At 72.2% G+C, this 21,839-nt stretch carries 17 protein-coding genes; 7 read left to right on the forward strand and 10 right to left on the reverse strand.

Annotation, left to right across the window (positions count from 1 at the left end):
• Nucleotides 1-29: 29 nt before the first annotated feature.
• The 3 genes from dmpG to AWX74_RS24730 all read right to left on the reverse strand — a co-directional run bounded on the left by dmpG (nucleotide 30) and on the right by AWX74_RS24730 (nucleotide 3,139).
• Nucleotides 30-1,124: a 4-hydroxy-2-oxovalerate aldolase gene (dmpG, locus tag AWX74_RS24720; RefSeq protein ID WP_091281556.1), complete on the reverse strand. Its 1,095-nt coding sequence runs from the start codon at nucleotides 1,122-1,124 to the stop codon at nucleotides 30-32.
• Nucleotides 1,121-2,098, reverse strand: coding sequence for an acetaldehyde dehydrogenase (acetylating) (locus AWX74_RS24725; RefSeq protein ID WP_091281684.1), 978 nt, complete (start codon nucleotides 2,096-2,098; stop codon nucleotides 1,121-1,123). Before AWX74_RS24725 ends, dmpG begins: the two co-directional genes overlap by 4 nt.
• Before the next feature lie 147 nt (nucleotides 2,099-2,245).
• A complete protein-coding gene (locus tag AWX74_RS24730) occupies nucleotides 2,246-3,139 on the reverse strand; it encodes a 2-keto-4-pentenoate hydratase (protein ID WP_226931182.1) in 894 nt (297 codons plus the stop codon).
• A 73-nt stretch (nucleotides 3,140-3,212) separates the two neighbouring features.
• On the opposite strand from AWX74_RS24730, the gene AWX74_RS24735 reads away from it, so the two are divergent.
• Nucleotides 3,213-3,956: an IclR family transcriptional regulator gene (locus AWX74_RS24735; RefSeq protein WP_235498201.1), complete on the forward strand. Its 744-nt coding sequence runs from the start codon at nucleotides 3,213-3,215 to the stop codon at nucleotides 3,954-3,956.
• An 86-nt stretch (nucleotides 3,957-4,042) separates the two neighbouring features.
• Entirely contained in the window at nucleotides 4,043-7,102 is a 3,060-nt protein-coding gene (locus AWX74_RS24740) for an FAD-binding and (Fe-S)-binding domain-containing protein (RefSeq protein ID WP_091281558.1), read from the forward strand.
• Between the two features lie 284 nt (nucleotides 7,103-7,386).
• Here AWX74_RS24740 and disA read toward each other — a convergent pair whose 3' ends face one another.
• The 3 genes from disA to AWX74_RS24755 form a co-directional block, all read right to left on the reverse strand.
• On the reverse strand, nucleotides 7,387-8,466 hold the full coding sequence (gene disA, locus AWX74_RS24745; RefSeq protein WP_006540211.1) for a DNA integrity scanning diadenylate cyclase DisA: 1,080 nt from the start codon (nucleotides 8,464-8,466) through the stop codon (nucleotides 7,387-7,389).
• Between the two features lie 146 nt (nucleotides 8,467-8,612).
• Nucleotides 8,613-10,085, reverse strand: a complete 1,473-nt coding sequence (gene radA, locus AWX74_RS24750; RefSeq protein WP_091281560.1) for a DNA repair protein RadA — start codon at nucleotides 10,083-10,085, stop codon at nucleotides 8,613-8,615.
• 330 nt (nucleotides 10,086-10,415) lie between these two features.
• The gene (locus AWX74_RS24755; RefSeq protein WP_091281562.1) at nucleotides 10,416-11,174 is read right to left on the reverse strand and encodes a copper chaperone PCu(A)C domain-containing protein; all 759 of its coding nucleotides are present in this window, start codon (nucleotides 11,172-11,174) and stop codon (nucleotides 10,416-10,418) included.
• A 1,289-nt stretch (nucleotides 11,175-12,463) separates the two neighbouring features.
• On the opposite strand from AWX74_RS24755, the gene AWX74_RS24760 reads away from it, so the two are divergent.
• The 5 genes from AWX74_RS24760 (at nucleotide 12,464) to cysS (ending at nucleotide 16,489) form a co-directional block, all read left to right on the forward strand.
• The gene (locus tag AWX74_RS24760) at nucleotides 12,464-12,946 is read left to right on the forward strand and encodes a CarD family transcriptional regulator (protein WP_006545253.1); all 483 of its coding nucleotides are present in this window, start codon (nucleotides 12,464-12,466) and stop codon (nucleotides 12,944-12,946) included.
• 205 nt (nucleotides 12,947-13,151) lie between these two features.
• Nucleotides 13,152-13,841 carry a 2-C-methyl-D-erythritol 4-phosphate cytidylyltransferase gene (ispD, locus tag AWX74_RS24765; RefSeq protein ID WP_006545252.1) on the forward strand — a complete coding sequence of 230 codons (690 nt, stop codon included), beginning with the start codon at nucleotides 13,152-13,154 and terminating at the stop codon, nucleotides 13,839-13,841.
• Complete coding sequence (gene ispF / locus AWX74_RS24770; protein ID WP_091281564.1) at nucleotides 13,838-14,320, forward strand: 2-C-methyl-D-erythritol 2,4-cyclodiphosphate synthase; 483 nt, start codon at nucleotides 13,838-13,840, stop codon at nucleotides 14,318-14,320. The genes ispD and ispF overlap by 4 nt, the downstream gene beginning before the upstream one ends.
• 191 nt (nucleotides 14,321-14,511) lie before the next feature.
• Nucleotides 14,512-14,904, forward strand: a complete 393-nt coding sequence (locus AWX74_RS24775) for a PPOX class F420-dependent oxidoreductase (protein ID WP_006545250.1) — start codon at nucleotides 14,512-14,514, stop codon at nucleotides 14,902-14,904.
• Nucleotides 14,905-15,007: 103 nt separating this feature from the next.
• On the forward strand, nucleotides 15,008-16,489 hold the full coding sequence (cysS, locus tag AWX74_RS24780; protein ID WP_091281566.1) for a cysteine--tRNA ligase: 1,482 nt from the start codon (nucleotides 15,008-15,010) through the stop codon (nucleotides 16,487-16,489).
• Between the two features lie 164 nt (nucleotides 16,490-16,653).
• On the opposite strand, the gene AWX74_RS24785 is transcribed toward cysS, so the two are convergent.
• The 4 genes from AWX74_RS24785 to AWX74_RS24800 all read right to left on the reverse strand — a co-directional run bounded on the left by AWX74_RS24785 (nucleotide 16,654) and on the right by AWX74_RS24800 (nucleotide 21,547).
• Complete coding sequence (locus tag AWX74_RS24785; RefSeq protein WP_091281568.1) at nucleotides 16,654-18,258, reverse strand: FHA domain-containing protein; 1,605 nt, start codon at nucleotides 18,256-18,258, stop codon at nucleotides 16,654-16,656.
• Between the two features lie 4 nt (nucleotides 18,259-18,262).
• Nucleotides 18,263-18,511, reverse strand: coding sequence for a hypothetical protein (locus tag AWX74_RS24790; RefSeq protein WP_165615772.1), 249 nt, complete (start codon nucleotides 18,509-18,511; stop codon nucleotides 18,263-18,265).
• A 2-nt stretch (nucleotides 18,512-18,513) separates the two neighbouring features.
• A complete protein-coding gene (locus AWX74_RS24795) occupies nucleotides 18,514-20,073 on the reverse strand; it encodes a PP2C family protein-serine/threonine phosphatase (protein ID WP_091281570.1) in 1,560 nt (519 codons plus the stop codon).
• Between the two features lie 220 nt (nucleotides 20,074-20,293).
• Nucleotides 20,294-21,547, reverse strand: a complete 1,254-nt coding sequence (locus AWX74_RS24800) for a protein kinase domain-containing protein (protein ID WP_242666394.1) — start codon at nucleotides 21,545-21,547, stop codon at nucleotides 20,294-20,296.
• Nucleotides 21,548-21,839: the final 292 nt, after the last annotated feature.

Here is a 21,839-nt window from a genome sequence, read left to right on the forward strand (position 1 = left end):
CCGGGGCCTGGCCGCGGCCGGGGGCCTGGTCAGGCGCCGGCGCGGGCCACCAGGTCGAGGGCCACGTCGACGATCATGTCCTCCTGGCCACCGACCATCCCGCGCCGGCCGACCTCGGCGAGGATCGTGCGGGTGTCCAGGCCGTAGCGGGTGGCGGCGGCCTCGGCGTGGCGCAGGAACGAGGAGTACACCCCGGCGTAGCCGAGGGTGAGGGTCTCCCGGTCGACCCGCACCGGGCGATCCTGCAACGGGCGGACCACGTCGTCCGCGGCGTCCATCAGGCCGAACAGTTCGCAGCCGTGCTTCCAGCCCATCAGGTCGGCGACCGCGATGAACGCCTCCAGCGGGCAGTTGCCGGCACCGGCCCCCTGGCCGGCGAGCGAGGCGTCCACCCGGGTGGCGCCGTTCTCGACCGCGACGACGGTGTTCGCCACGCCCAGCCCCAGGTTGTGGTGGGCGTGGATGCCGGTCTCGGTCGCCGGGTCGAGCACGTCGGCGTAGGCGCGGAAGCGGTCCCGTACGTCGTCCATGGTGAGCCGGCCGCCGGAGTCGGTGACGTAGACGCAGCGCGCCCCGTAGGACTCCATCAGCTTCGCCTGCCGCGCCAGTTCGGCGGGGGCGGCCATGTGGCTCATCATCAGGAAGCCGGCGACGTCCATGCCCAGGTCACGGGCGGCGCTGATGTGCTGGGCGGAGATGTCGGCCTCGGTGCAGTGGGTGGCCACCCGCACCGACCGGATGCCCAGCGCGTGCGCCTGGCGCAGGTCGCGCACGGTGCCGATCCCGGGTAGCAGCAGGGTGGTCGGGATCGCGTCGGTGACGCTGGCCGCGACCGCCTCGATCCACTCCCAGTCGGTGTGCGCGCCGATGCCGTAGTTGATGCTCGATCCGGCGAGCCCGTCGCCGTGCGCCACCTCGATCGCGCGGACGCCGGAGGCGTCCAGCGCGGCGGCGATCGTCCGCGCGGTCTGGACGCTGTAACGATGGCGAACGGCGTGCATACCGTCGCGCAGGGTGACGTCCTGAATGTACAACTCGGGGACGATCGGCTCGGCGGGGCGTTCCGGCGACGTGTCCGGGGCGGTGGACGTCCCCGCGGACGTCCCCTCGGAAAGGGTGGTCATCGGGCGGTCGCTCCTTCCCGCTGAGTGAGGGTCTGCGCCAGGCGCTCCCCGGCGCGCAGCGCGGCCGACGTCATGATGTCGAGGTTGCCGGCATAGGCGGGCAGATAGTGCGCGGCACCGGTGACCTCCAGGAACACCGTGACCTTGGCGGGTTCGGACCCGTCCGGCGCGAGCTGGCGCAGCGGGTCGTCCGCCGACACCTTCTCGATCTGCACCTGCTGCTTGAGCCGGTAGCCCGGGACGTACTCGCGCACCCGGTCGACCATCCGGGTCACCGAGGCGACGACGGCGCCCTGGGTGGCCTGGCCACCGGTGCCGATCAGGCAGTACACGGTGTCGCGCATGACCAGCGGCGGCTCGGCCGGGTTCAGCACGATGATGGCCTTGCCGCGGGCGGCACCGCCGACCTTCTCGATGGCGCTGGCCGTGGTCTCGGTGAACTCGTCGATGTTCGCCCGGGTGCCCGGCCCGGCCGACTTCGACGCGATGGACGCGACGATCTCGGCGTAGGCCACCGGGGTGACGGCGTTGACAGCCGCGACGATCGGGATCGTCGCCTGCCCGCCGCAGGTCACCATGTTGATGTTGGGGGCGTCCAGGTGGGCGTCCAGGTTGACCGGGGGCACCACGTACGGCCCGATCGCGGCCGGGGTCAGATCGATGACCCGGCGGCCGCGGGCACGCAGCAGCTCGTCGTTGCGGGCGTGCGCGCCGGCGGACGTGGCGTCGAAGACGATCTCGATGTCGTCGAACTCCGGCATCCGCAGCAGCCCGTCGATGCCCTCGTGGGTGGTCGCGACCTTGAGCCGGCGGGCGCGGGCCAGCCCGTCGGATTCGGCGTCGATGCCGACCATCGCGGCGATCTCCAGAACCTCGGAGGTACGGAGGATCTTGATCATCAGGTCGGTGCCGATGTTCCCCGAGCCGATGACGGCGACCTTCGTCTTTCCGGTTCCGCTGGTGGCGGTGGCCAAGGCAGTCCTTCCGGTGGGAAGGGGCGCGGGAGCGCGGACGCGGCCCGCACCCGGGTTGATCGGTGAGATGGCGCGGGCACCGGGCATCAGGCTCGCGGCACCGGGCATCAGGCTCCGGCACCGGGCATCAGGCTCCGGATGCCGCGGTCAGGTCGCGAAGGCGACCCGGACCGAGCCGAGGCCGCTGATCGTGGTCTCGAAGGCGGATCCGGGGGTGACGGGAACCATCGGGCCGAGGGCGCCGGTGAGCACGATGTCGCCGGCACGCAGCGGGATGCCCATCGTGTGCAGGGTGCTCGCGAGCCAGACCGCGGCGTTCAGCGGACCGCCGAGGCAGTCGGCCCCGCAGCCCCGGGACACCTCCTCGTCCCCTGCGCGCAGCGTCATCGTGACCTCGCGCAGGTCGACGTCGGTGAGCCGGACCGGCCGGCCGCCCAGGACGAACAGCGCGCTGGACGCGTTGTCCGCGACGGTGTCGACGATGGTGATGTCCCAGTCGGTGATCCTGCTGTCGACGATCTCCAGTGCGGGCAGCGCGTAGTCGCAGGCACCGATGAGGTCGGCGACGGTGTACGGCCCGGCGGGCAGATCCCGGCCCAGGACGAGGGCGACCTCGGCCTCGATCTTCGGCTGCAGCAGCCGCCCGGCCGGCACCTCGCCACCGTCGGGCACCGCCGTGTCCGCCAGCAGCGCACCGAAGTCGGGCTGGTTCACGCCGAGCTGGCGCTGCACCGCGGGCGAGGTGAGGCCGATCTTGCGGCCGACCAGGCGACGGCCGGCGGCCAGCGCGGCGTCGACGTTGTGCTGCGCGACGGCGTAGGCGGTGGCGATGTCGCCGGCGGGCAGCAGTGAGCGCACCGGAGGACACGGCTGCCTGCTGCGCTCGGCCTCGGCGAGGAGCGCGGCGACCCGCGTCACCGCGCTGTCGGCCGCGTCCGCGGTGTCGGCGGTGTCGGCGGTGTCGGCGCGCTTCGGGGCGGCGTCGCCCCGGGTGGCGGCGGTGGCAGCCGCGGCGGCGATGGTGCCGTTCGAGCCGGTCATTGGTTCTCCTCACGCGTCGGTGCGGTGCCTCCGGTATAGACGCCCGTCGTGATCGCCAGCAACACTGGATTCCGTGACACGGAACAGCGCTGACGGTGGCATGCTGCAGAAGGCCATGTGGATCCTGGAGGCCTTCCGCCCGAGCGGAGGACCGTTCCGTCTGGCGGAACTCGTTGAGCGCTCGGGGCTGACGAAGACGACCGTGCACCGGCTCAGCGCGGAGCTGGTCGAGATCGGTCTGCTCGAACGGGTCGCCGCGGGCTATCGGCTCGGCCCCAAGCTCTTCGAGCTCGGAGCGATCGTCCCGCCGCGCCGGGATCTGCGGGACGCCGCCCGCCCTTTCATGCAGGATCTCTTCGAAGCCACCCGGGAGACCGTGCACCTCGCGGCGCGGGACGGCCTCGACGCGGTCTACGTGGAGAAGATCCACGGCCGGGATCGCCGCGAGATGCCCTCACAGGTCGGCGGTGCGCTGCCGCTGACCTGCACCGGAGTCGGCAAGGCCCTGCTGGCGTTCGGCGGCGAGGAACTGCTGGCCGAGGTGCTCTCCCGGCCGCTGCGGGTGCTGACCCCCAGCTCCCTGCGCGACCCGGACCGGCTGCGGATCGAGATCGAGCAGGTGCAGATCGCCGGGATCGCCTACGAGCAGCAGGAGTCCATGCCGGGCCTGAGCTGCGTCGCCGTCCCGGTGCTGGTCGACGGCGCGGCGGTCGCGGCACTCTCGGTCTCGGTTCCCGTCGCGAGGTTCCGCCCGTCCCGGCTGGCACCCGCGCTGCGCGCCGCCAGCTTCGGCGTCGCCCGGGCACTGGCGTCCTGAAATCATCGACACGCTGCTCGGCCCGGCCGCATGCCTGCCTGATCGGCCGGTACCCGAGGTCATGAGAGTGGGAGGAGGATGCGTTGATGCGCACGGTGACCGTTGAGGCGGCGACCGGTGGCCGGCCCGACGGGCCGAATCGGCTGGCCGGAACGACCGGGGCCGGTGGGCCGGAGCTGCGGGCCGCGTTGCGCCGCGCCGGCGTCAGCGATCTCGACGACAGCTCCCTGACCAGGTCGCTGTACTCGTCCGACGCGTCCCTCTACCGGGTCGAGCCGCGGGTCGTCGTCCACCCGCGCGACGCCGGCGAGGTTCTGGCCGTTCTCGACGTCGCCCGCAGGCTGTCCATCCCGGTGACCTCCCGCGGGGCGGGCACGTCGCTGGCCGGCAACGCCGTGGGCAGCGGCATCATCCTCGACTTCTACCGGCATATGAACCGGCTGCTCGACGTCGACCCGGAGGCTGGCATCGCGACCGTCGAGCCGGGCATCGTGCAGGCGGCGCTGCAGCGGGCGGTGATCCCGGCCGGTTGGCGGTTCGGCCCGGACCCGTCGACGCACAACCGGTGCACGATCGGCGGGATGATCGGCAACAACGCCTGCGGCTCGCGGGCGCTGGGCTACGGCCGGACCGCGGACAACGTGCTGGGCCTCGACCTCCTCACCGGTGCCGGGGAGCGGTTCACCTGTGGCGGCCTCGCGTCCCCGGGCATGACCGCGACCTTGGGTGTGCCGGGCGCGTCAGGTGCGCCGAGTGCGCCGAGTGCGTCGGGCTTGCCGGGTGTGCCCAGTTCATCCGGTGTGTCGGGCGAGCCGCGGGTCGTCGGCGAGCTGCGCGAGCTGATCGGCGAGTCGCTCGCCGTGGTGCGCACCGAGCTGGGCCGGTTCGGCCGGCAGGTGTCCGGCTACTCGCTGGAGCACCTGCTGCCGGAACGGCACTTCGACCTCGCCCGTGCCCTGGTGGGCAGCGAGGGCACGCTCGGGATCGTGCTCGCGGCGCAGCTGCGGCTGGTCCGCGACCCGGCGCACCGCATCCTGGTGGCACTGGGCTACCCGGACATGCCGACTGCCGCCGACGCCGTGCCGGCGATCCTCCCGTTCGGGCCGGTGGCGTGCGAGGGGCTGGACGTCAGCATCGTCGACGTGGTCCGCCGCGGCCGCGGGGCGTCGAGCGTCCCGCCGCTGCCGCGTGGTGACGGCTGGCTGTTCGTCGAGCTGGCCGGTGACGACCCCGGCGCGCTGGGGGAGACGGCTCGTGCGCTGGCAGCCGAGGCCGGTGCGCTGGAGCATCGGGTGATCACCGACGCCGCGCAGATGGCCCGGCTCTGGCGTATCCGGGAGGACGGGGCAGGCCTGGTGGCCCGGACCGCCGACGGAACGCCCGCGCACGCCGGTTGGGAGGACGCCGCGGTCCCGCCGGAGCGCCTCGGCGGCTACCTGCGCGAGTTCCGCGCGCTGCTCACCGACCACGGGCTGACCGGGGTGCCCTACGGCCACTTCGGCGACGGCTGCGTGCACATCCGCATCGACTTCCCGTTCGACCGGTCCGACGGCCGGGCCCGGTTCCGCGAGTTCCTCTTCGACGCGGCCCGGCTGGCCGCGGCGCACGGCGGTTCGATGTCCGGCGAGCACGGCGACGGCCGGGCCCGCGGCGAGCTGCTGCCGCTCATGTACTCGCCGGCGGCGATCGAGCTTTTCGGCCGGGTCAAGGCGCTGTTCGACCCGGACAACCTGCTCAACCCCGGGGTCATCGTCGATCCGGCACCGGTCGACGCCGACATCCGCGTCGCCGCCGCCAGGCCGCGCCGTGACGGGCTCGCGCTCGCCTACCACGACGACCGCGGCGACCTGTCCATGGCCGTGCACCGCTGCACCGGGGTGGGCCGCTGCATCGCCGGGCCCGCCGGAGCCGGCAACGTCATGTGCCCGTCCTACCTCGCCACCCGGGAGGAGAAGGACTCCACCCGGGGGCGCGCCCGTGTGCTGCAGGACGCGGTGGCCGGGAACCTCGGGCCGGCGGGGCTGGCCGCGCCGGAGGTGCACGAGGCACTCGACCTCTGCCTGTCCTGCAAGGGCTGCGCCTCAGACTGCCCGACCGGTGTCGACATGGCCTCCTACAAGGCGGAGGCGCTTTACCAGAAGTACCGCCACCGGCTGCGGCCCCGCGCGCACTACCTGCTCGGCTGGCTGCCGCGCTGGCTGCGGCTGGCGGCTGCGGTGCCGGGCACGGCAGGCGTGCTGAACACGGTGGCGGGCTGGGGCTGGGCGCGCCCGCTGGTTGCCTGGCTGGCCGGCGTCGATCGCCGCCGCGAGCTGCCGCGGCTGGCGACACGCACCTTCCGGTCGTCTGTCCGGTCGTCCGTTCGGCGAACCCCGCCGACTCCGCCAGCCCGAACGGATGCCGGCGAAGCCGGCCGGCGGGGCGAGGTCGTGCTCTTCGTGGACACGTTCTCCAACCACTTCAGCCCACCGGCCGCGCACGCCGTCGTCGAGGTGCTGGAACGTGCCGGCTGGGCGGTGCGGCTGCCGGAGCGGCAGGTCTGCTGCGGTCTCACCTGGTTCTCGACCGGGCAGCTGTCCGGTGCGCGCCGGCAGATGGCGCGCACCGTCGCCGAGCTGCTGCCGCATGTCCGCGCCGGCCGGCTGGTCGTCGGCGTCGAGCCGAGCTGCACCGCGGCGCTGCGGACGGACGCCGTCGAGCTGCTGGCCACGCCCGAGGCACGGGAGGTGGCGGACGCCGTGCGCACCCTGGCCGAGCTGCTGGAGTCGACGCCGGACTACCGGCCACCGTCGCTCGCGTCGATGGGACCGCTGATCGCGCAGCCACACTGCCACCACCACGCGGTCCTGGGCTGGTCGCCCGACGCCCAGCTGCTGGCCGACGCCGGGGCCGACGTCCAGCAGCTGGGCGGCTGCTGCGGCCTGGCGGGCAACTTCGGGGTCGAGCGCGGGCATCACGACATCTCGGTGAAGGTGGCCGAGCAGCAACTGCTGCCGGCTGTCCGCGCGAAACCCGAGGCCACGGTTCTGGCGGACGGCTTCTCCTGCCGGACCCAGCTGGATTCGCTGACCGGGCGTCATGGTGTGCACCTGGCCGAGCTGCTGGTCGCGGCGCTGCGGGCCGACAACGGGACCGGGCGGGCCTGACCTCCTGACGTAGCGGAGGTGTTCGGGTGCGCGCGGGTGCCGTGCCCTTCGGAGCGGAGAGGATGTCGATACCGCCTGATCAAGGTCGGTTCATCATCGCTGGCTTTGCCATGACGTCCGCGCTGTGACCACGCAGCGGATCACATCGAAATTCAGGGCAATGGATTCCCGCGTCGCGAGAACAATGTTTCCGGAGAAGAATGATTCCGGAAACCTGCGACGACAATTGTCCGGCTTGCGGGCCCGCTGTGTGGCCCGGCCGGAGAAGAAGCCGGCCGGCCGGGCTACACGTAGCGTTCGAGGATGCTCGACTCGGCAAGCCTGGACAGGCCCTCGCGGACGGCCCGGGCCCTCGCCTCGCCGACTCCCTCCACCGCCTGCAGGTCGTCCACCCCGGCGGCCAGCAGCTTCTGCAGGGTTCCGAAGTGGTCGACGAGCCGGTCGACCACCATCCGGGGTAGCCGCGGCACCTTGGCCAGCATCCGGTAGCCACGGGGGCTGATCTGGCGGTCGAGGATGTCCGCTCCGCCGGAGAAGCCGATCACCCGGGCGATGACGGTGAGGTCCAGCAGGTCGGTCGGGGACATGGCCGACAGCTCCGCGAGGACCTGCGCCGCCGTGCCCGCACGTGAGCCGACCGGCAGGTAGTCGCGGACGGTCAGCTCACGTTCCGTCTCGACGCCGGCCATCAGCTCCTCGAGCTGCAACGACAGCAGCCGGCCGTCGGTACCGAGCTCGACGACGTAGCTTTCGATCTCGTCGGCGATCCGGCGCACCATCTCCAGCCGCTGGCTCACCGAGATGGCGTCGCGGACGGTGACGAGATCCTCGATCTCCAGCGCCGAGAGGGTGCCTGCCACCTCATCGAGTCGCAGTTTGTAACGCTCAAGTGTGGCCAGCGCCTGGTTGGCGCGGGAGAGGATCGCCGCCGCCCCGTCGAGCACATAGCGGCGGCCCACCACATAGAGGGCGATGATGTGCATCGACTGGCTGACGGAGATCACCGGGAGGCCGGTCTGCTTGGCGACCCGCTCCGCGGTGCGGTGCCGGGTGCCGGACTCCTCGGTGGGGACCGTCGGATCGGGAACCAGATGCACCGCGGCCCGCACGATGCGGGTGAGATCGGACGAGAGCACGATCGCGCCGTCCATCTTCGCCAGCTCGCGCAGGCGGGTGGCGGAGAACACCACGTCCAACTCGAACCCGCCGGTGCACAGGCCCTCCACGACCTTGTCGTGGCCGAGCACGATCAGTGCTCCGGTATGACCACGCAGGATGCGCTCAAGACCATCACGGAACGGAGTTCCGGGCGCGACCGCAGCGAGTGTCGCCCGGAAGATGTCATCCCCGGGTGCTCCTGCCATCAGGCTCCCTCGTTGTTCTTCGACGTCCTGACCGTCGAACGCCCCCGTCGTGTCGTGCTCGTCACCAGCGATGGTATCGGTAGGCCTCGTGTGGATGAGCGCAGCCACGGCGCCATCTCACCATATCCGGCAATTGCAAATCATGTTCATTCGTCGTACATGTGAGCAATGGCCGCGATAAGGTCCGGTACTTCCTGCACGGACAACCCGTCCGGCGGATCACCGCAACCGGTCGGGACGAGCGCGCGCCGGAAGCCCAGCCTGGCCGCCGCGGCCAGGCGCTGACGGACCGCGCCCACCGCCCTGACCTCGCCCGCCAGGCCCACCTCGCCGATCGCGACCAGATCGCCCGGCAATGGACGGTCCCGCGCCGCGCTCACGGTGGCCAGCGCGACCGCCAGGTCCGCCGCGGGCTCCGCGAGCCGGACACCTCCGACAGTCGCGGTGTAGACGTCGGCACGCCCGAACCGGACCCGCGCCCGCCGCTCCACCACGGCGAGGATCATCGCCACCCGCGCCGCGTCCAACCCGGAGACCGCGCGCCGTGGAACCTGTGCCGACGCCTCGGCGACCAGCGCCTGCACCTCGGCGACCAGCGGCCGGCGACCTTCCACGGTCACGGTGACGCAGGTGCCGGGCACGGAGGTCGGCCCCGCACCGCCCGAGCGGGACAGGAACAGCCCGCTGGGATCGGCGACCTCACGGATGCCGGAGTCATGCATCTCGAAGCAGCCGACCTCGTCCGCGGGGCCGTACCGGTTCTTGCCCGCGCGCACGAGACGGAGCGTGGAGTGCCGCTCGCCCTCGAAGTGCAGGACGACATCCACCAGGTGCTCCAGCAGCCGCGGACCGGCGACCGCGCCCTCCTTGGTGACATGGCCGACGAGCACGGTCGCCAGCCCCAGGGCCTTCGCGGTGCGGATCAGGGCTCCGGTGACCTCACGCACCTGGGTCACCCCGCCGGCGGAGCCGTCGAAGCTCGCCGACGAGATCGTCTGGACCGAGTCGACGACGAGCAGGGCGGGCTGGACCTCCTCGACGTGCGTCAACACCGCACCGAGATCGGTCTCCGCGGCCAGCCACAGATCCGAATGCAGCGCGCCGGTGCGGCCGGCCCGCAGCCGGACCTGGGCGGCGGACTCCTCACCGGTGATGACCAGTGCACGAGACCCCGCCGCGGCACTGCGCGCGGCGACCTCCAGCAGCAGGGTGGACTTGCCCACGCCGGGCTCGCCGGCAAGCAGGATCACCGCGCCGGGGACGAGCCCGCCACCCAGCACCCGGTCGAGCTCGCCGATGCCGGTGGGGCGCCTGCGGGCAGCCGTCACATCGACGGCGGTGACGGGCGTGGCCGGGGCTGTCACCGGCGCGGCCGCGCCCAGCCGGGTCGAACCGCCCAGCCCGCCCATCGGCGCACCGGGCTTTCGCGGGGCGGGTGCCTGTGCCTCCAGCGTGCCCCAGGCCTGGCAACGCGGGCAGCGGCCGGCCCACCGGACCGCCTCGGCCTCGCACGCGGAACAGCGGAAGCCCCCGGCGGGATTGCGGGAGCTCGTGCCGTTCCGGGACGATGCCCGCCCGAGACCACCAGCCGGGCGCCCCGTGGGACCAACAGAGGACATGACGTCACGGTAGCCGCCAGGTCCGACAGCCCGGGTCGGACAGCCCCTGCGCTGCCCTTTCGCTCCGCCGCCCTGCCGCCCTGCCTCAGCACCCGAGGGCCAAAGGCGAAGATCGGAGGATCTTCGCCTTTCCGGCGACCACAATCCTCAGATTTTGCTCATCAGCAATGCCGGCGGCGGCGGCAACTCGAAGCCGTGGTCCGAAGTGTGGAGGATTTCGGTCGTATCGGCGACCACAATCCTCCACTCCTGGGTGGAAGCAACGCAGGACACCGGTCCAGCCCGGCCCGGTTCGAACTGACCCCGGGCCGGGCTGGACGGATCAGTGGATCAGGGGGTCGGAGTCGCCTCGGTGCTCGCCGGTGCGGACGCCGCGGCGGACGTGGCCCCGGTGGCGGGCAGCTCGGTCGATGTCGCCCCGGCGGACGCCGTCGCCGCGGTGGTCTGCCCGGCGGTGGCCTGCGTGGCAGGCGCGGTCGCCGCGGCCGAGGCGCCGGGGGCCGGCGTCTCGACCGGGACGTCGAGCGTGACGCTGCCCGACTTGGCGAACGTGAACGTCACCGGGATCTCGTCGCCGACCACCAGATCCTCGGTGAGGCCGGTCAGCGTCGGCGCGGACCCGTTGGCGATGTAGATGTTGCCGCCGCCGGGTCGGATGATCGACGGGGATGGTGCGGTACCGCCACTCGCGGACGGAGAGGACACATTGATGAGGCTGTCGTCCTCGGCGCCTCCGTTGAACACCGCGGAGATGATCTGCGCGCTCTCGCCCTTGTCCGCGGGGCCTGCCACGTACACGTTCCGCAGGGTGACGGAGCCGACGGCCCCGCTCACCGAGTTGGTCGTGGTGCGGGCGGCGTTGGTGAGTGCGTCCGTCCCGGAGGCGCACCCACTGAGGGCGGACGCGGCGATGGCTGCCGCGGCGAGAGATGACGTGACGATGGCCCGTCGACGCGCACGGCTGCGGAGACCAACGGTTACGTCGGCCCCGGCCGTGGTGTGCAGCGGACCACTGGTGTCGGTGGCTTCGGCGGGCGACGTCCCCTCGAAGGTGGACATCGCGGAACGAGCACCCAGACGGCGGCTCACGGCTCGGTGGCTCCTCCTGCGCAGGGACCGGCGCGCCTTGCGCGTCGGTGCCGAACGGTCGTGACCGGTCAGGTGGCCGTTGCGGGGATTCGCAGCGGCCGGTGCGCGCCGGTGTGGCCGCGGACACATCCGACCAGCGGAAAGTCCATGGCACACCGGAAGCGCACCCGTGCCACCCGCGAGACCCAGGCCGGGCCGCGGGTGCGGGGCTAACACTAGCCACCTCGGCCCGCTATGTGCGGCCCCAGCGTGTTGGGCGCGACTTCACGGACCTATCGGACGGCTTACGGCGGGCCCGAACGGCCCGTGCCGGACCGGCGTAGGCCCGGACCGGCCGACGCCGAGCGGTGTGAGCCGTCGGGAACCCGCGGCTGTGGCCCGGACAACTGCTGTCCAGCTGCTGTCCGCCCGGCCCGCGGGTGGAGCTGACCAGCCCGCGGGCTGACCTGGCCGGCGGGTGGAACTGGCGGAAGGGCTGCCGGCCGTGGGGGGTGGGCGATCGAGAGCATTTCGTTTCCGGCCCGTCCGGTGCAAGCCGATGCGGATGCCGTGGTCCGGCGGCCGCATGATCTGGCTCGCTTCGCCGGGCCAAGGTGGGACGTCGGACGGGGGTGCTCAGGCGGGCCTGGCACTCGCGGGGGAGGCCGGCCGGCCCCCGCCGGTCCGGTTGGAAAAGGCAGCAATGCCTAGGGATTGCGGGCCCTTGGCCACCCCGCGGCGAGGGCCGCCGCCGTCCGCGATCAACGCCGTCGTCGCGCCTTCTGTGGTCCGTCGTGTACCCCGCCGGCCGGTGCCGGAGAGTGCTGGGAGGCCGCGGCCGCGGGGCCGGACCTTCGTGCCCTGCTGGGCCGGTGCGACGCCGACCGGGCGGTCCATGACGCTTCCCGGGCGTACGCGGTGGACGGAGCCCGCGGAGCGGGCGGGCCGGGCGATCCGTGGTCGACACGCCCGGCGGCGTGGGCGGCTCGCGCGGGGCCGACGGCGGGTCGAGCGCGACCGTTCGGCAGCCGGCGGTAGTGTCACGACGCCCTTGATACCAACAACCGGACAACTTCCGCCGCATCACCATCTGTTTCGCTCGGCCGGACACCTCGGTCGCTTGATAGGCCCCGACCTGCGGGGATCCGGTCGGCCTGCGCGCCGGCCCGGTCGCGTGCTGTACCTGTCCGTCTCGGAGGGTGGCCGGAACACGACGATCGCGCTGTTCCCCGCCCTCGCCTGCAGCGCGCGTCTGACCTGCGGCGATGCGTGCGTGTTACGCTGGTAGAGGCGGAAGGGGCACGTGACACATGGCGTTCCAAGTCGGCGAGACCGTTGTTTACCCGCATCATGGTGCTGCTCTGATTGATGCGATTGAAACGCGCGTCATCAAGGGTGAAGAGAAACTTTATCTCGTCCTGAAGGTTGCCCAGGGCGACCTCACTGTCCGTGTTCCAGCCGACAATGTCGGCATGGTCGGCGTGCGTGACGTCGTCGGTCAGGACGGCTTGGAGCGTGTGTTCGAGGTGCTGCGCGCGCCGCACACCGAGGAGCCGACCAACTGGTCGCGGCGCTACAAGGCGAACCTGGAGAAGCTTGCCTCCGGTGACGTCAACAAGGTCGCCGAGGTTGTCCGTGACCTCTGGCGGCGTGATCGCGAGCGTGGTCTTTCCGCGGGTGAGAAGCGCATGTTGAGCAAGGCTCGACAGATTCTTGTCAGCGAACTGGCGCTCGCCGAGGGCACCAATGAAGACAAGGCCGAGGCCATGCTCGACGAGGTTCTCGCCGGTTGATACCGGCCACCTCCGGCATGTGTGGTCGGTGACACCCGGGCGGTATTGCGCACCGTTCGATGTCAGCGCAAGGCTTGATGTTTCCGACCGAATCCTGGATGCGGCGGATATCCATACCTGTGGGAGTGCCCCCGAAAGGGGGCCTCTCACCCGCCCGGGACCGCCGGGCGGCGATATATCCATGGCGCCGCGGAGGCCTTAGTTGGTGAACTCTCGGGTTGGGGCGGTCGTGCCGGCAGCGGGCCGGGGCGAGCGCCTCGGTGGTGGCACGCCCAAGGCGTTGCGGCCGCTTGCTGGTCGCCCGATGCTGCTACGAGCAGTCGAGACACTGCTGTCGTCCACGCTTGTCTCCCAGGTCGTCGTCGCGGCGCCGCCCACCCTCGTTGACGTGGTGGGGCAGCTCCTCGGCTCCGGGGTGCGGGTCGTGCCAGGCGGCGCGGAGCGGGTGGACTCCGTCCGGGTCGCGCTGGACGCGCTGGATGACGACATCGGCGTCGTGCTCGTTCACGACGCGGCGCGCCCGCTGACCCCGGCCAAGCTGGTGGACGCGGTCGCGACGACGGTCCTCGATGGTCATCCCGCTGTGATCCCCGTGCTGCCGGTGGCGGACACGATCAAGGAGATCGACGCGGACGGCCGAGTCGTGCGCACCCCGCGCCGGGACGGCCTGCGTGCGGTGCAGACCCCACAGGGCTTCCGGCGGGACATCCTGCGGGCTGCCTACGCGAACCGGGACCTCCCCGTCACGGACGACGCGGGTCTGGTCGAAGCTCTGGGTGTGCCGGTGACGACGATTCCCGGCGCCGAGGAGGCGTTCAAGGTGACCCGGCCGGCTGATCTGGTTCTGGCGGAGGCGCTGCTGGCGCACTCCCTGCCCCGCGACGGGCACCGGTGACCGCGCCGGCGCTGCCCCGGGTGGGCACGGGCGTGGACGTCCACCCCTTCGAGCAGGGCCGCGACTGCTGGGTCGCCTGCCTGCTCTGGCCCGGTGAGACGGGTCTCGCCGGGCACTCCGACGGCGACGTGGCCGCGCACGCGGCGTGCGACGCGCTGCTCAGCGCGTCGGGCATCGGGGATCTCGGCGCGGTCTTCGGGACCGGTCGTCCCGAGTGGTCCGGCGCGTCCGGCGCGGCGCTGCTCGGCGAGACGGCGCGCCTGCTCGCCGAGGGCGGCTGGCAGATCGGCAACGTTGCCGTCCAGGTGGTCGGCAACCGGCCACGGATGGCTGCGCGGCGTCTCGAGGCGCAGGAGGCGATGGAGGCGGCCCTGGGCGCACCGGTGAACCTCTCTGCGACGACGACAGACGGCCTGGGCCTGACCGGTCGGGGTGAAGGGCTCGCCGCGGTCGCCACGGCGCTGGTGGCCCGGCTCTGACGGTCCCGGGTGGCCGACGCTCCCGGGGCGGCTGAATCCGCCGACGGCCCGGTTTCGGCCTTTCCCTGGGGGCGCCTCACCGTGGGCACCCGTTTTGTCGCATACTCGGGCATGCCTGACCCGCATCAGACGTAGGTTGGTGCCAGCGGGATGAGAGGGTGTGCCCGGTGAGCGAGTCCCGGAGGAGTGTGATGGCGGCGCGTCTTCCCGAGGCGGTCAGGGCTCTCGCGGATGCTCCGACGTACGTGACGTTGGCGACCATCCGGCCGGACGGGTCGCCTCGTCTGACCGTGCTCTGGATCGCCCGCGATGGCGACGACCTGCTGCTCTCGACGGTGCGCGGCCGGGCGAAGGAACGCGACATCGCCCGGGACCCACGGGTCGGGCTGATGTTCCTCGACCAGCAGGACCCGTACAGCTATGTGGAGATCCGCGGTGTCGCGACGCTCTCCGAGCAGGGCGGCAAGGAGCTCATCGATCTCCTGTCGGTCAAGTACAACGGCTCTCCGTACGGCTGGGATGGGCCGGACGAGGTCAGGCTGGTGATCCGCGTCGCCGCGGAGCGCGTTCTCACCACCGGCTGAGCCTGGGCGGGTCGCGGGATGGCGGCGCCGGATGGGTGGCGCCGCAGCCGTTTCGAGGGCCTCCCTTCGGCGTGGCGATGGCCGAGGCCGTTACCCTTGACAGATGGGTCTTCGCCTCTATGACACGCGCACCCGGCGCGTGCGGCCGTTCGTGCCGCTGCGCCCCGGTCATGTGGGTGTGTACGTATGTGGGCCCACTGTCCAGTCACCGCCGCATGTGGGCCACATCCGCACCGGGCTGGCCTTCGACCTGCTGCGCCGCTGGCTGACGCAGAGCGGGCTGTCCGTGACCTTCGTCCAGAACGTCACCGACATCGACGACAAGATCATCATCAATGCCGATCGGGCGGGGACGACGGTCTGGGAGCTCGCGACCCGTCAGACCAGAGCCTTCGACGAGGCATACCGGGCGGTGGGCGTGCTGCCACCGACGATCTCTCCGCTCGCGACCGGGCACATCCCGGAGATGCTGGAGATGATCTCCGTGCTGGTGGAGCGCGGGTTCGCCTACCCCGGCGCCGGGTCGGTGTGGTTCCGGGTCGGCGCGTTCGCGGACTACGGCGCGCTCTCGCACCAGCGCCCCGCCTCGATGCATCCATCCCCGGAGGCCGAACCGGGCAAGGCCGACCCGCGCGACTTCGCGCTGTGGAAGGCCGTCAAGCCCGGGGAGCCGTCCTGGTCCTCGCCGTGGGGCCCGGGGCGCCCTGGCTGGCACCTGGAGTGCTCGGCGATGGCGGGCAAGTACCTCGGTGGGGTCTTCGACATCCACGGTGGCGGGCTGGACCTGGTCTTCCCGCATCACGAGAACGAGCGGGCCCAGACGGTGTGCGCGGCCGGCGGGCCGGCCGGCGGCGAGATGGCCAACTACTGGATGCACATCGGCCTGCTCACCACCGGCGGGACGAAGATGTCCAAGTCGTTGGGCAACTCCTTCTTCGTGACGGACGCGCTCGCCACGGTTCGCCCGCAGGTGCTGCGCTATCACCTGCTCTCCGCGCACTACCGCTCGTCGCTGGAGTACAGCCCGCAGACGCTCGACGAGTCCGGCGCGGCGCACGACCGGGTCGAGACCTTCGTACGCAACGCTCTGGACATCCTGGGCGGGCCGGCGGAGGCCGCGGCGCTGGCAGGCACCGAGGCGGGCCAGGTGGGGTCAGCGGGCCCAGGCACCGTGGCCGGTGCCGCGGCGGACGGCGACCTCACGCCGGAGCTGGTCTGGTCGGAGTTCGCCGCGGCGATGGACGACGATCTCGCCGTCGGCCGGGCGCTGGCCGCACTGTTCGGGGCGGTCAGCCGAGGCAACCAGGTGCTCTCCAAGGCCCACAGCCGGGAGCTGGCCGGCTGGGTCGACGTGACCCGTCGGATGCTCACCGTCCTGGGCCTGGACCCGGTGGAGCAGTGGCCCACGGCCGGCGCCGAGCTGCGCCCGGCGCTCGACAGCGTCATGGGCATTCTGCTCGATCTGCGCTCGTCGGCCAGGGCCCGGCGGGACTACACGGAGGCGGACTCCATCCGCTCCCGCCTCGCAGCGTCCGGCGTCGTCATCGAGGACACCCCGGAAGGCCAGCGCTGGCACCTCTCCTGAGGCAGCAGGCGCTGACCTCACTGGAAGCAACGCAGCTCACGGAGACAACGCAGCTCGCTGAAAACGACGAAGTGCACTGAAACGACGAACCGGCACCCGGACGGATCCGGGTGCCGGTTCGGTCATACCGGGCACAGATCACTGTGCCCGAACATCCACCGCGCTCACTGCGCCCGAACGGTGATCCTCGTCCACGCGCCCACGTAGACACGGTCGCCGTCGCGCAGCGGAATCGCGCGACCGGGCTCGATCGGGTCAGGCTCGTCGTTGAGACGCGTCCCGTTCGTCGAACCGGGGTCCCGCACCGCGTAGGTGCCGTCGGGCATCCGCTCCAGGGTTGCGTGCGCGCGGGAGATGCCCGGGTCCTCGGGTGCGCCCGAGAGGTCGATCTCCGGGTTGATTCCCCGCGACTCGCTGCGCCGGCCGATCAGCATCTGCTGCTCGGTCAGTGGGAAGACCCGCCGCGGGTAGAACTGGGGGAACGGCACACGGTGGTCATCGCCGCTGTCGTAGTACTCGCGCTCCGCCTCGATGACGGCTTCCCACGCTCCGCTCGGCGGGGCGTCATCCCAGTCATGACCGCGGCTGCCGGGACGCCGGTCGTCCGCCAGGCGTGGGTCGCCCATCCGGTCGTCGCGGTGCTGCTCGCCGAACCGTGGGTCGGGCATCCGCGGGTCGGTGCCGTGGCGGCCCTCCGCGCCGCGCCGCGACCCGGCCTGCCGGGACGTGGCACCCGCGTCGTCGAGCGCTGACGGGCCGGCCTGCCCGGGCAGCTGACCGGTGCTGAAGTCGAGCCCGCAGGTCTCGCAGAAGCGCGCGGCCGGGTCGTTGAGCGAACGGCAGTTCGGGCAGGGCGCGTAGCGGTCCGCGGCCCGGTTCCGGCCACCTGGGCCGCCCGGAACCGGTGTGGCGCCACCGCCCGGCCCACCCAGCGGATCCGCGTCGTAGCCGCCTCCGGGCCCGCCGAACGAGCCGTCGCGGTAGCCTCGTCGGCCGTCGGTGTCCGGTGCCGGCCGAGCCGGGTCACCCGCGCCGTATCCGCCGCCCCGGGCCTCGGGGCCGCCGTAGCCGCCGCGGCTCTCCTGCGCGCCGTAGCCGCGGTCGTCGCGTCCACGCGCGAACGCGGGCTCGGGCTCACCACGGCCAACCGCGTAGCCGCGCTCCTCGCGCCCGTAGCCGGGCGGCGTGCGGTCGTCACGGCCGCCGAAACCGCCCTGGTCGTCACGGCCACCGAAGCCGCCCTGGTCGTCACGGCCGCCGAAGCCGGCGCCGCGGTCGTCGCGCTGGTACGGATCGTGCCGTTCCTCGCGTGACCGCTCGCCGCGGCCGTCGGGCCGAGCGCGGTCGTCGGGCGCGTTCCCGTACCCGTCACGGGCGTACGGATCCACCGGATAGCCCCGTGCGGACCGTGGCTCCTCGGCGTAGCCCTCGCGGCCGTAACCGCCGTACGGGTCGCCGCCGCGGCCCTGGCCGCGCGGCGGATCCGCGACACCGGCCGCGTCGCTCGGGGTACGACGGATTCCGAGCGGGTCGTAGCCCGCCTGGGCTCCGCCATTGGCCTGGGGGCCTGAGGGGTCCCGTTCCGGTGCCCGCCGTGCATACGGATCCGCGGAACGCCCGGCAGGCGCGCCGGCCGGATAGGCGGCCCCGCGGCCACCCTCCTCCTGACGGAAACCATAACGATCCTGACCACCCACGATCCGAAGCCCGCACTGATCGCAGTAGTCGGGATCGTGGGACAGGTGCCCCTCCGGGCAGCGTGCGCTCACCTGATCACCTGTTCACCCGGACAGTCCTGGCCGACATCGACGAGTCGCGGACCATCATCTCGTCCATCTTCTCGACGTATTTCTTCAGACGAACCGTACCTGTTGTTGGAATGTCGATGTGAACCACCTCCCGTAGGAGGCAGCGGGTTGCGTCGTTGCCCCGGGCGAGCGCACGCCGAAACACACGCCCACCTGCTGGTCTGGCAGCGGTGTCGCTCCGGTCGGTGACCGGCGGCCCCGACGCGGGCAGCATTGTCAACCTGTCACCCTGGCCGCGACCACGGTGATGTTGTCGTGGCCGCCCTGGTCGATCGCGAAGTCGACGAGGTGGCGCGCGACGTCCAGCGCGGCGGCGTCGGGATCGAGATGGTTCACCAGTGAGGCAAGGACGTCCGGGCGGGACGAGTAGTTCCACAGGCCGTCGCTGCAGACGACCACAGTGGCCGGGGTCTCGATCGGGAAGGCGGCGGTGTGCGGGGTCACGTCCTCGGCATCGCCACCCAGCCAGCGCGTCAGGGTGTGCGCGCGCCGGTGGGTCTCCGCCTCCGAGGCGGGGATCAGCCCGGCCCGCGCGGCCTCGGCCGCCCAGGTGTCGTCCGCGGTGAGCCGCTCACACCAGCGGGGACCCAGGAGGTAGACGCGGCTGTCGCCGACCCACCCGACGGTGACCATCCCCGGGCCGTCCGCCGAGGGCTGGGTGATGATCGCGGCGGCGAAGGTGCAGGACGGGGCCATCCGGCCCTCGGCCGCACTGAGCTGGGCGATGGTGGCCTGGGCGGCTTCCACCGCGGTGTGCAGGGCGGCGTCGGCCTCGTCCGGGCCGAAGCCGCCGGAGATCCGCCGTGGCGCGGTTCGCGGCTCGTCGAACTCGGAGTACTCCTCCAGCACGTCGAGAACCTCGCTCGCGGCGCTTTTCGACGGTTCCTTGTAGGGGACCGCCTCGCCGGGCCCGTGGGCGCGCACAGCGTCCGCGAGGATGGCTGTGGCGGTGGCCGCCGCGGCCGCCGAGGCCTCGCCGGAGCCGGGAGTCGTCGAGACGCCGTCGCACACGACGGCGATGAGCGTGCCGTGGACGATCGCGACGCCCATCGCGTCCTCGTTCGTCGTGTGCCGGACCCCCCGGTCGCAGACGCCGGCCAGCGGCCCCAGATCGATCTCGCGGTGGTCCTCGTCGCCGCCGCTGACCGGTGCTCCGGCGAACGCGAAGCCGCACGCCTCGCAGTACCGTGCGTCGGTGTAGTTGGGCGCGGCACACACCGGGCAACGCATGATCTCGTCGTCGCCGGACTCGTCGCTCGGGGTGCCGTGCTGCGCCAGCAGCATCGTCGCGGCGTCGGAGTCCTCCGGGTAGCCGTCCTCGGTGAATCCGCCGCCGGAGTACCCGGAGCCGGGATAGGCCCCGGCCGGATACGACGACGACTCATACGCGCGCTCGGAGTATTCGCCGTGGTACTCGCTGTCACGATAGGTGCCGGGTTCCGGGGTGTAGCCGGCGCCCGGATACGCATCGCCCGGGTAGCTGTTCTCCGGGTACGAGTTCTCCGGGTAGCCGCCGCCCTCCCCGTAGGAGTTCTCGGAATAGTGCGCGGCCCTGAAACGGCCGGCTGAGTAGCCTTCCGCGGCCGGATCGTCCGGGTGAAACTCCGCCGAGCCATAGCCCTCGGCGTAACCCGCGGTGGGTGCCTCGTCGACGTGATAGCCGCTGGCGTGGCCGGCCTCTTCCGGATATCCGTCGCCAGGATGATGGCCGCCCGGACGAGCCGGAGGGTAGCCGTGCCCCGGGTAGCTGTGCCCGCTACGGGAGTTGAGGTCCATGGTCAGGCCACCGGCCGCTGCAGCGGCCCGCCAGTGACAGCGAGTCTGGGCGGTGTGCGCGGAGCCGTGTGGCGCGGAGCCATGTGGTTAGTGCCTCCTGCCCGTCCTGTGGGGACCGGATATATCACGTCGACCTGCTCAAATCCAAGGACGCCGAGATGAATAGTGGCATGATCCGTCAGATGCGTCGACGCCGATGATCGCGGTGCCCGCCTGGGTGTCAACGTCCGGCCGTCCTGCGTGGATTGTGGGGAGTCCTGTCCGCAGTACGCCCGCCATCCGTGTGCGCTCCGCAAGTGCCGCCACCTCCTGGGCCTTTTGGCTGGTGGGAGGGCTCTTCGGGGCCCTCGGCCAGGCCCGCGGGGCGCGCCGGCGCCCAGCTGGCGCCGGCACCTGCCGCGACCTCGCCGAGCGCCGAGGCCATGTGCGCGGCACCGGTGAACCGGCTCCCCGGGTCGGCGGCGGTGGCACGAAGGAGGAACCGGTGCAGCGGTGCGTGCCGAGCCAGCACCTGGTCGACCTCCTGCGTCGGAAGGGTGTATCGATATGTTGACGTTCGGTGCGGAAAATCGAGTGCCGCGGTGGCCAACAGCCTGCCGAGAGCGTAGAGGTCGGAGCCCACCGACGGGGGGCTCATGGCGAGCTCGGGGGCGTCGAATCCCGCCGTCACGTGGAACGCGCCGAGGTGGCGGCCTGCCGGGCGCAGCGACTGGAGGTCGACCAGCGTGACCTCCTCGCCGTTCCAGACCACGTTGCCCGGCGCCAGGTCGCAGAAGAGATAGCCACGCTCGTGGACGTACCGCAGCGCGGACAGCAGGCGCAGCGCCCCGGCGATCGCAGCCGGCACTGGCAGCGGCGCACTCGTGACGGCTCCGGCCTCCCGCCGGGAGCGGAGCAGCTGCGACAGCGACGGGCCGGCCACGAACCCCATCACCGCGAAATCCGTGCCGCCGTGGCAGACCTCGCCCAGCATCGGGACGATCGCCGGATGCCGCAGCGGTGGGTCGGGCGGCAGGCGCCGCGGCACGCGGCAGGCTCCGTGCCGGCCATCCGGGCGTGACCGCGCGCGCCGAAGGCTCTTCAGCACCACCTGCCGCCCCGCACGGCGGGTGCCGTCGGTGACGCCGGTGTGGCTGGTTCCCGGTGCGGCGGCGTCACCGGCGCGTTCGCCGGCCTCACCCAGGTCGACGGCCAGAAACACCCAGCCGGCCGGCCCGGGGCCGCCCGCGGCGAGGCAGTCGACGACGCGGTAGCCGCCGACGACGTCCCCGGACCGCAGCGGCGGTGAGAAGGAATAAGGCGTCCGGCATCGTGGGCAGAACCCGCTGGTTCGCGACCGCGGGCCGAAGCTCTCCCGGCCGGCGACGCGACCGACGGGGCCGGCGCACACCGGGCAGCGGGCGCCAGCCGCGCCGCGCACCGGGGCTGGGCCGGGGCCCGCCCAGGAGAAGCCGCCCACCTGCCCTCCAGACACGCGCCCGCCCATCCCACTGAGGATAGGTAGCAAGTCGCGGATTCGCGGAGCCTCTCGGTGAACTCGTGGGGTCCACCTGTGCATCGAGCGGTCCGGGACCACTCGATCGGGCCGGCCGTACCGCGCAACCGGTGTCGCCGGCGTCCGACAGCCGTCCGATAGCTGTCAGACAGTCAACGTCTTTCCCGACGTCCATGTCGATTTCGGCGCGCGCATCGCCGTGGGCAGTGCTGGTCGATGTGGGCATTGGTGATGGTGTCCGCCGCGTGGCGTGACACGGCCGGATACCGTT

Source organism: Parafrankia irregularis, from assembly GCF_001536285.1.
GTDB lineage: Bacteria > Actinomycetota > Actinomycetes > Frankiales > Frankiaceae > Parafrankia > Parafrankia irregularis.

Coding starts and splice junctions, on each gene's coding strand:
- AWX74_RS24790 (WP_165615772.1), bottom strand. CDS start 18,511: ATGCTGCCCGCGTCGGGGCCGCCGGTCACCGACCGGAGCGACACCGCT.
- AWX74_RS24795 (WP_091281570.1), bottom strand. CDS start 20,073: ATGGACCTCAACTCCCGTAGCGGGCACAGCTACCCGGGGCACGGCTAC.
- AWX74_RS24740 (WP_091281558.1), top strand. CDS start 4,043: ATGCGCACGGTGACCGTTGAGGCGGCGACCGGTGGCCGGCCCGACGGG.
- radA (WP_091281560.1), bottom strand. CDS start 10,085: ATGTCCTCTGTTGGTCCCACGGGGCGCCCGGCTGGTGGTCTCGGGCGG.
- disA (WP_006540211.1), bottom strand. CDS start 8,466: ATGGCAGGAGCACCCGGGGATGACATCTTCCGGGCGACACTCGCTGCG.
- dmpG (WP_091281556.1), bottom strand. CDS start 1,124: ATGACCACCCTTTCCGAGGGGACGTCCGCGGGGACGTCCACCGCCCCG.
- AWX74_RS24760 (WP_006545253.1), top strand. CDS start 12,464: ATGGCGTTCCAAGTCGGCGAGACCGTTGTTTACCCGCATCATGGTGCT.
- AWX74_RS24730 (WP_226931182.1), bottom strand. CDS start 3,139: ATGACCGGCTCGAACGGCACCATCGCCGCCGCGGCTGCCACCGCCGCC.
- AWX74_RS24775 (WP_006545250.1), top strand. CDS start 14,512: ATGGCGGCGCGTCTTCCCGAGGCGGTCAGGGCTCTCGCGGATGCTCCG.
- cysS (WP_091281566.1), top strand. CDS start 15,008: ATGGGTCTTCGCCTCTATGACACGCGCACCCGGCGCGTGCGGCCGTTC.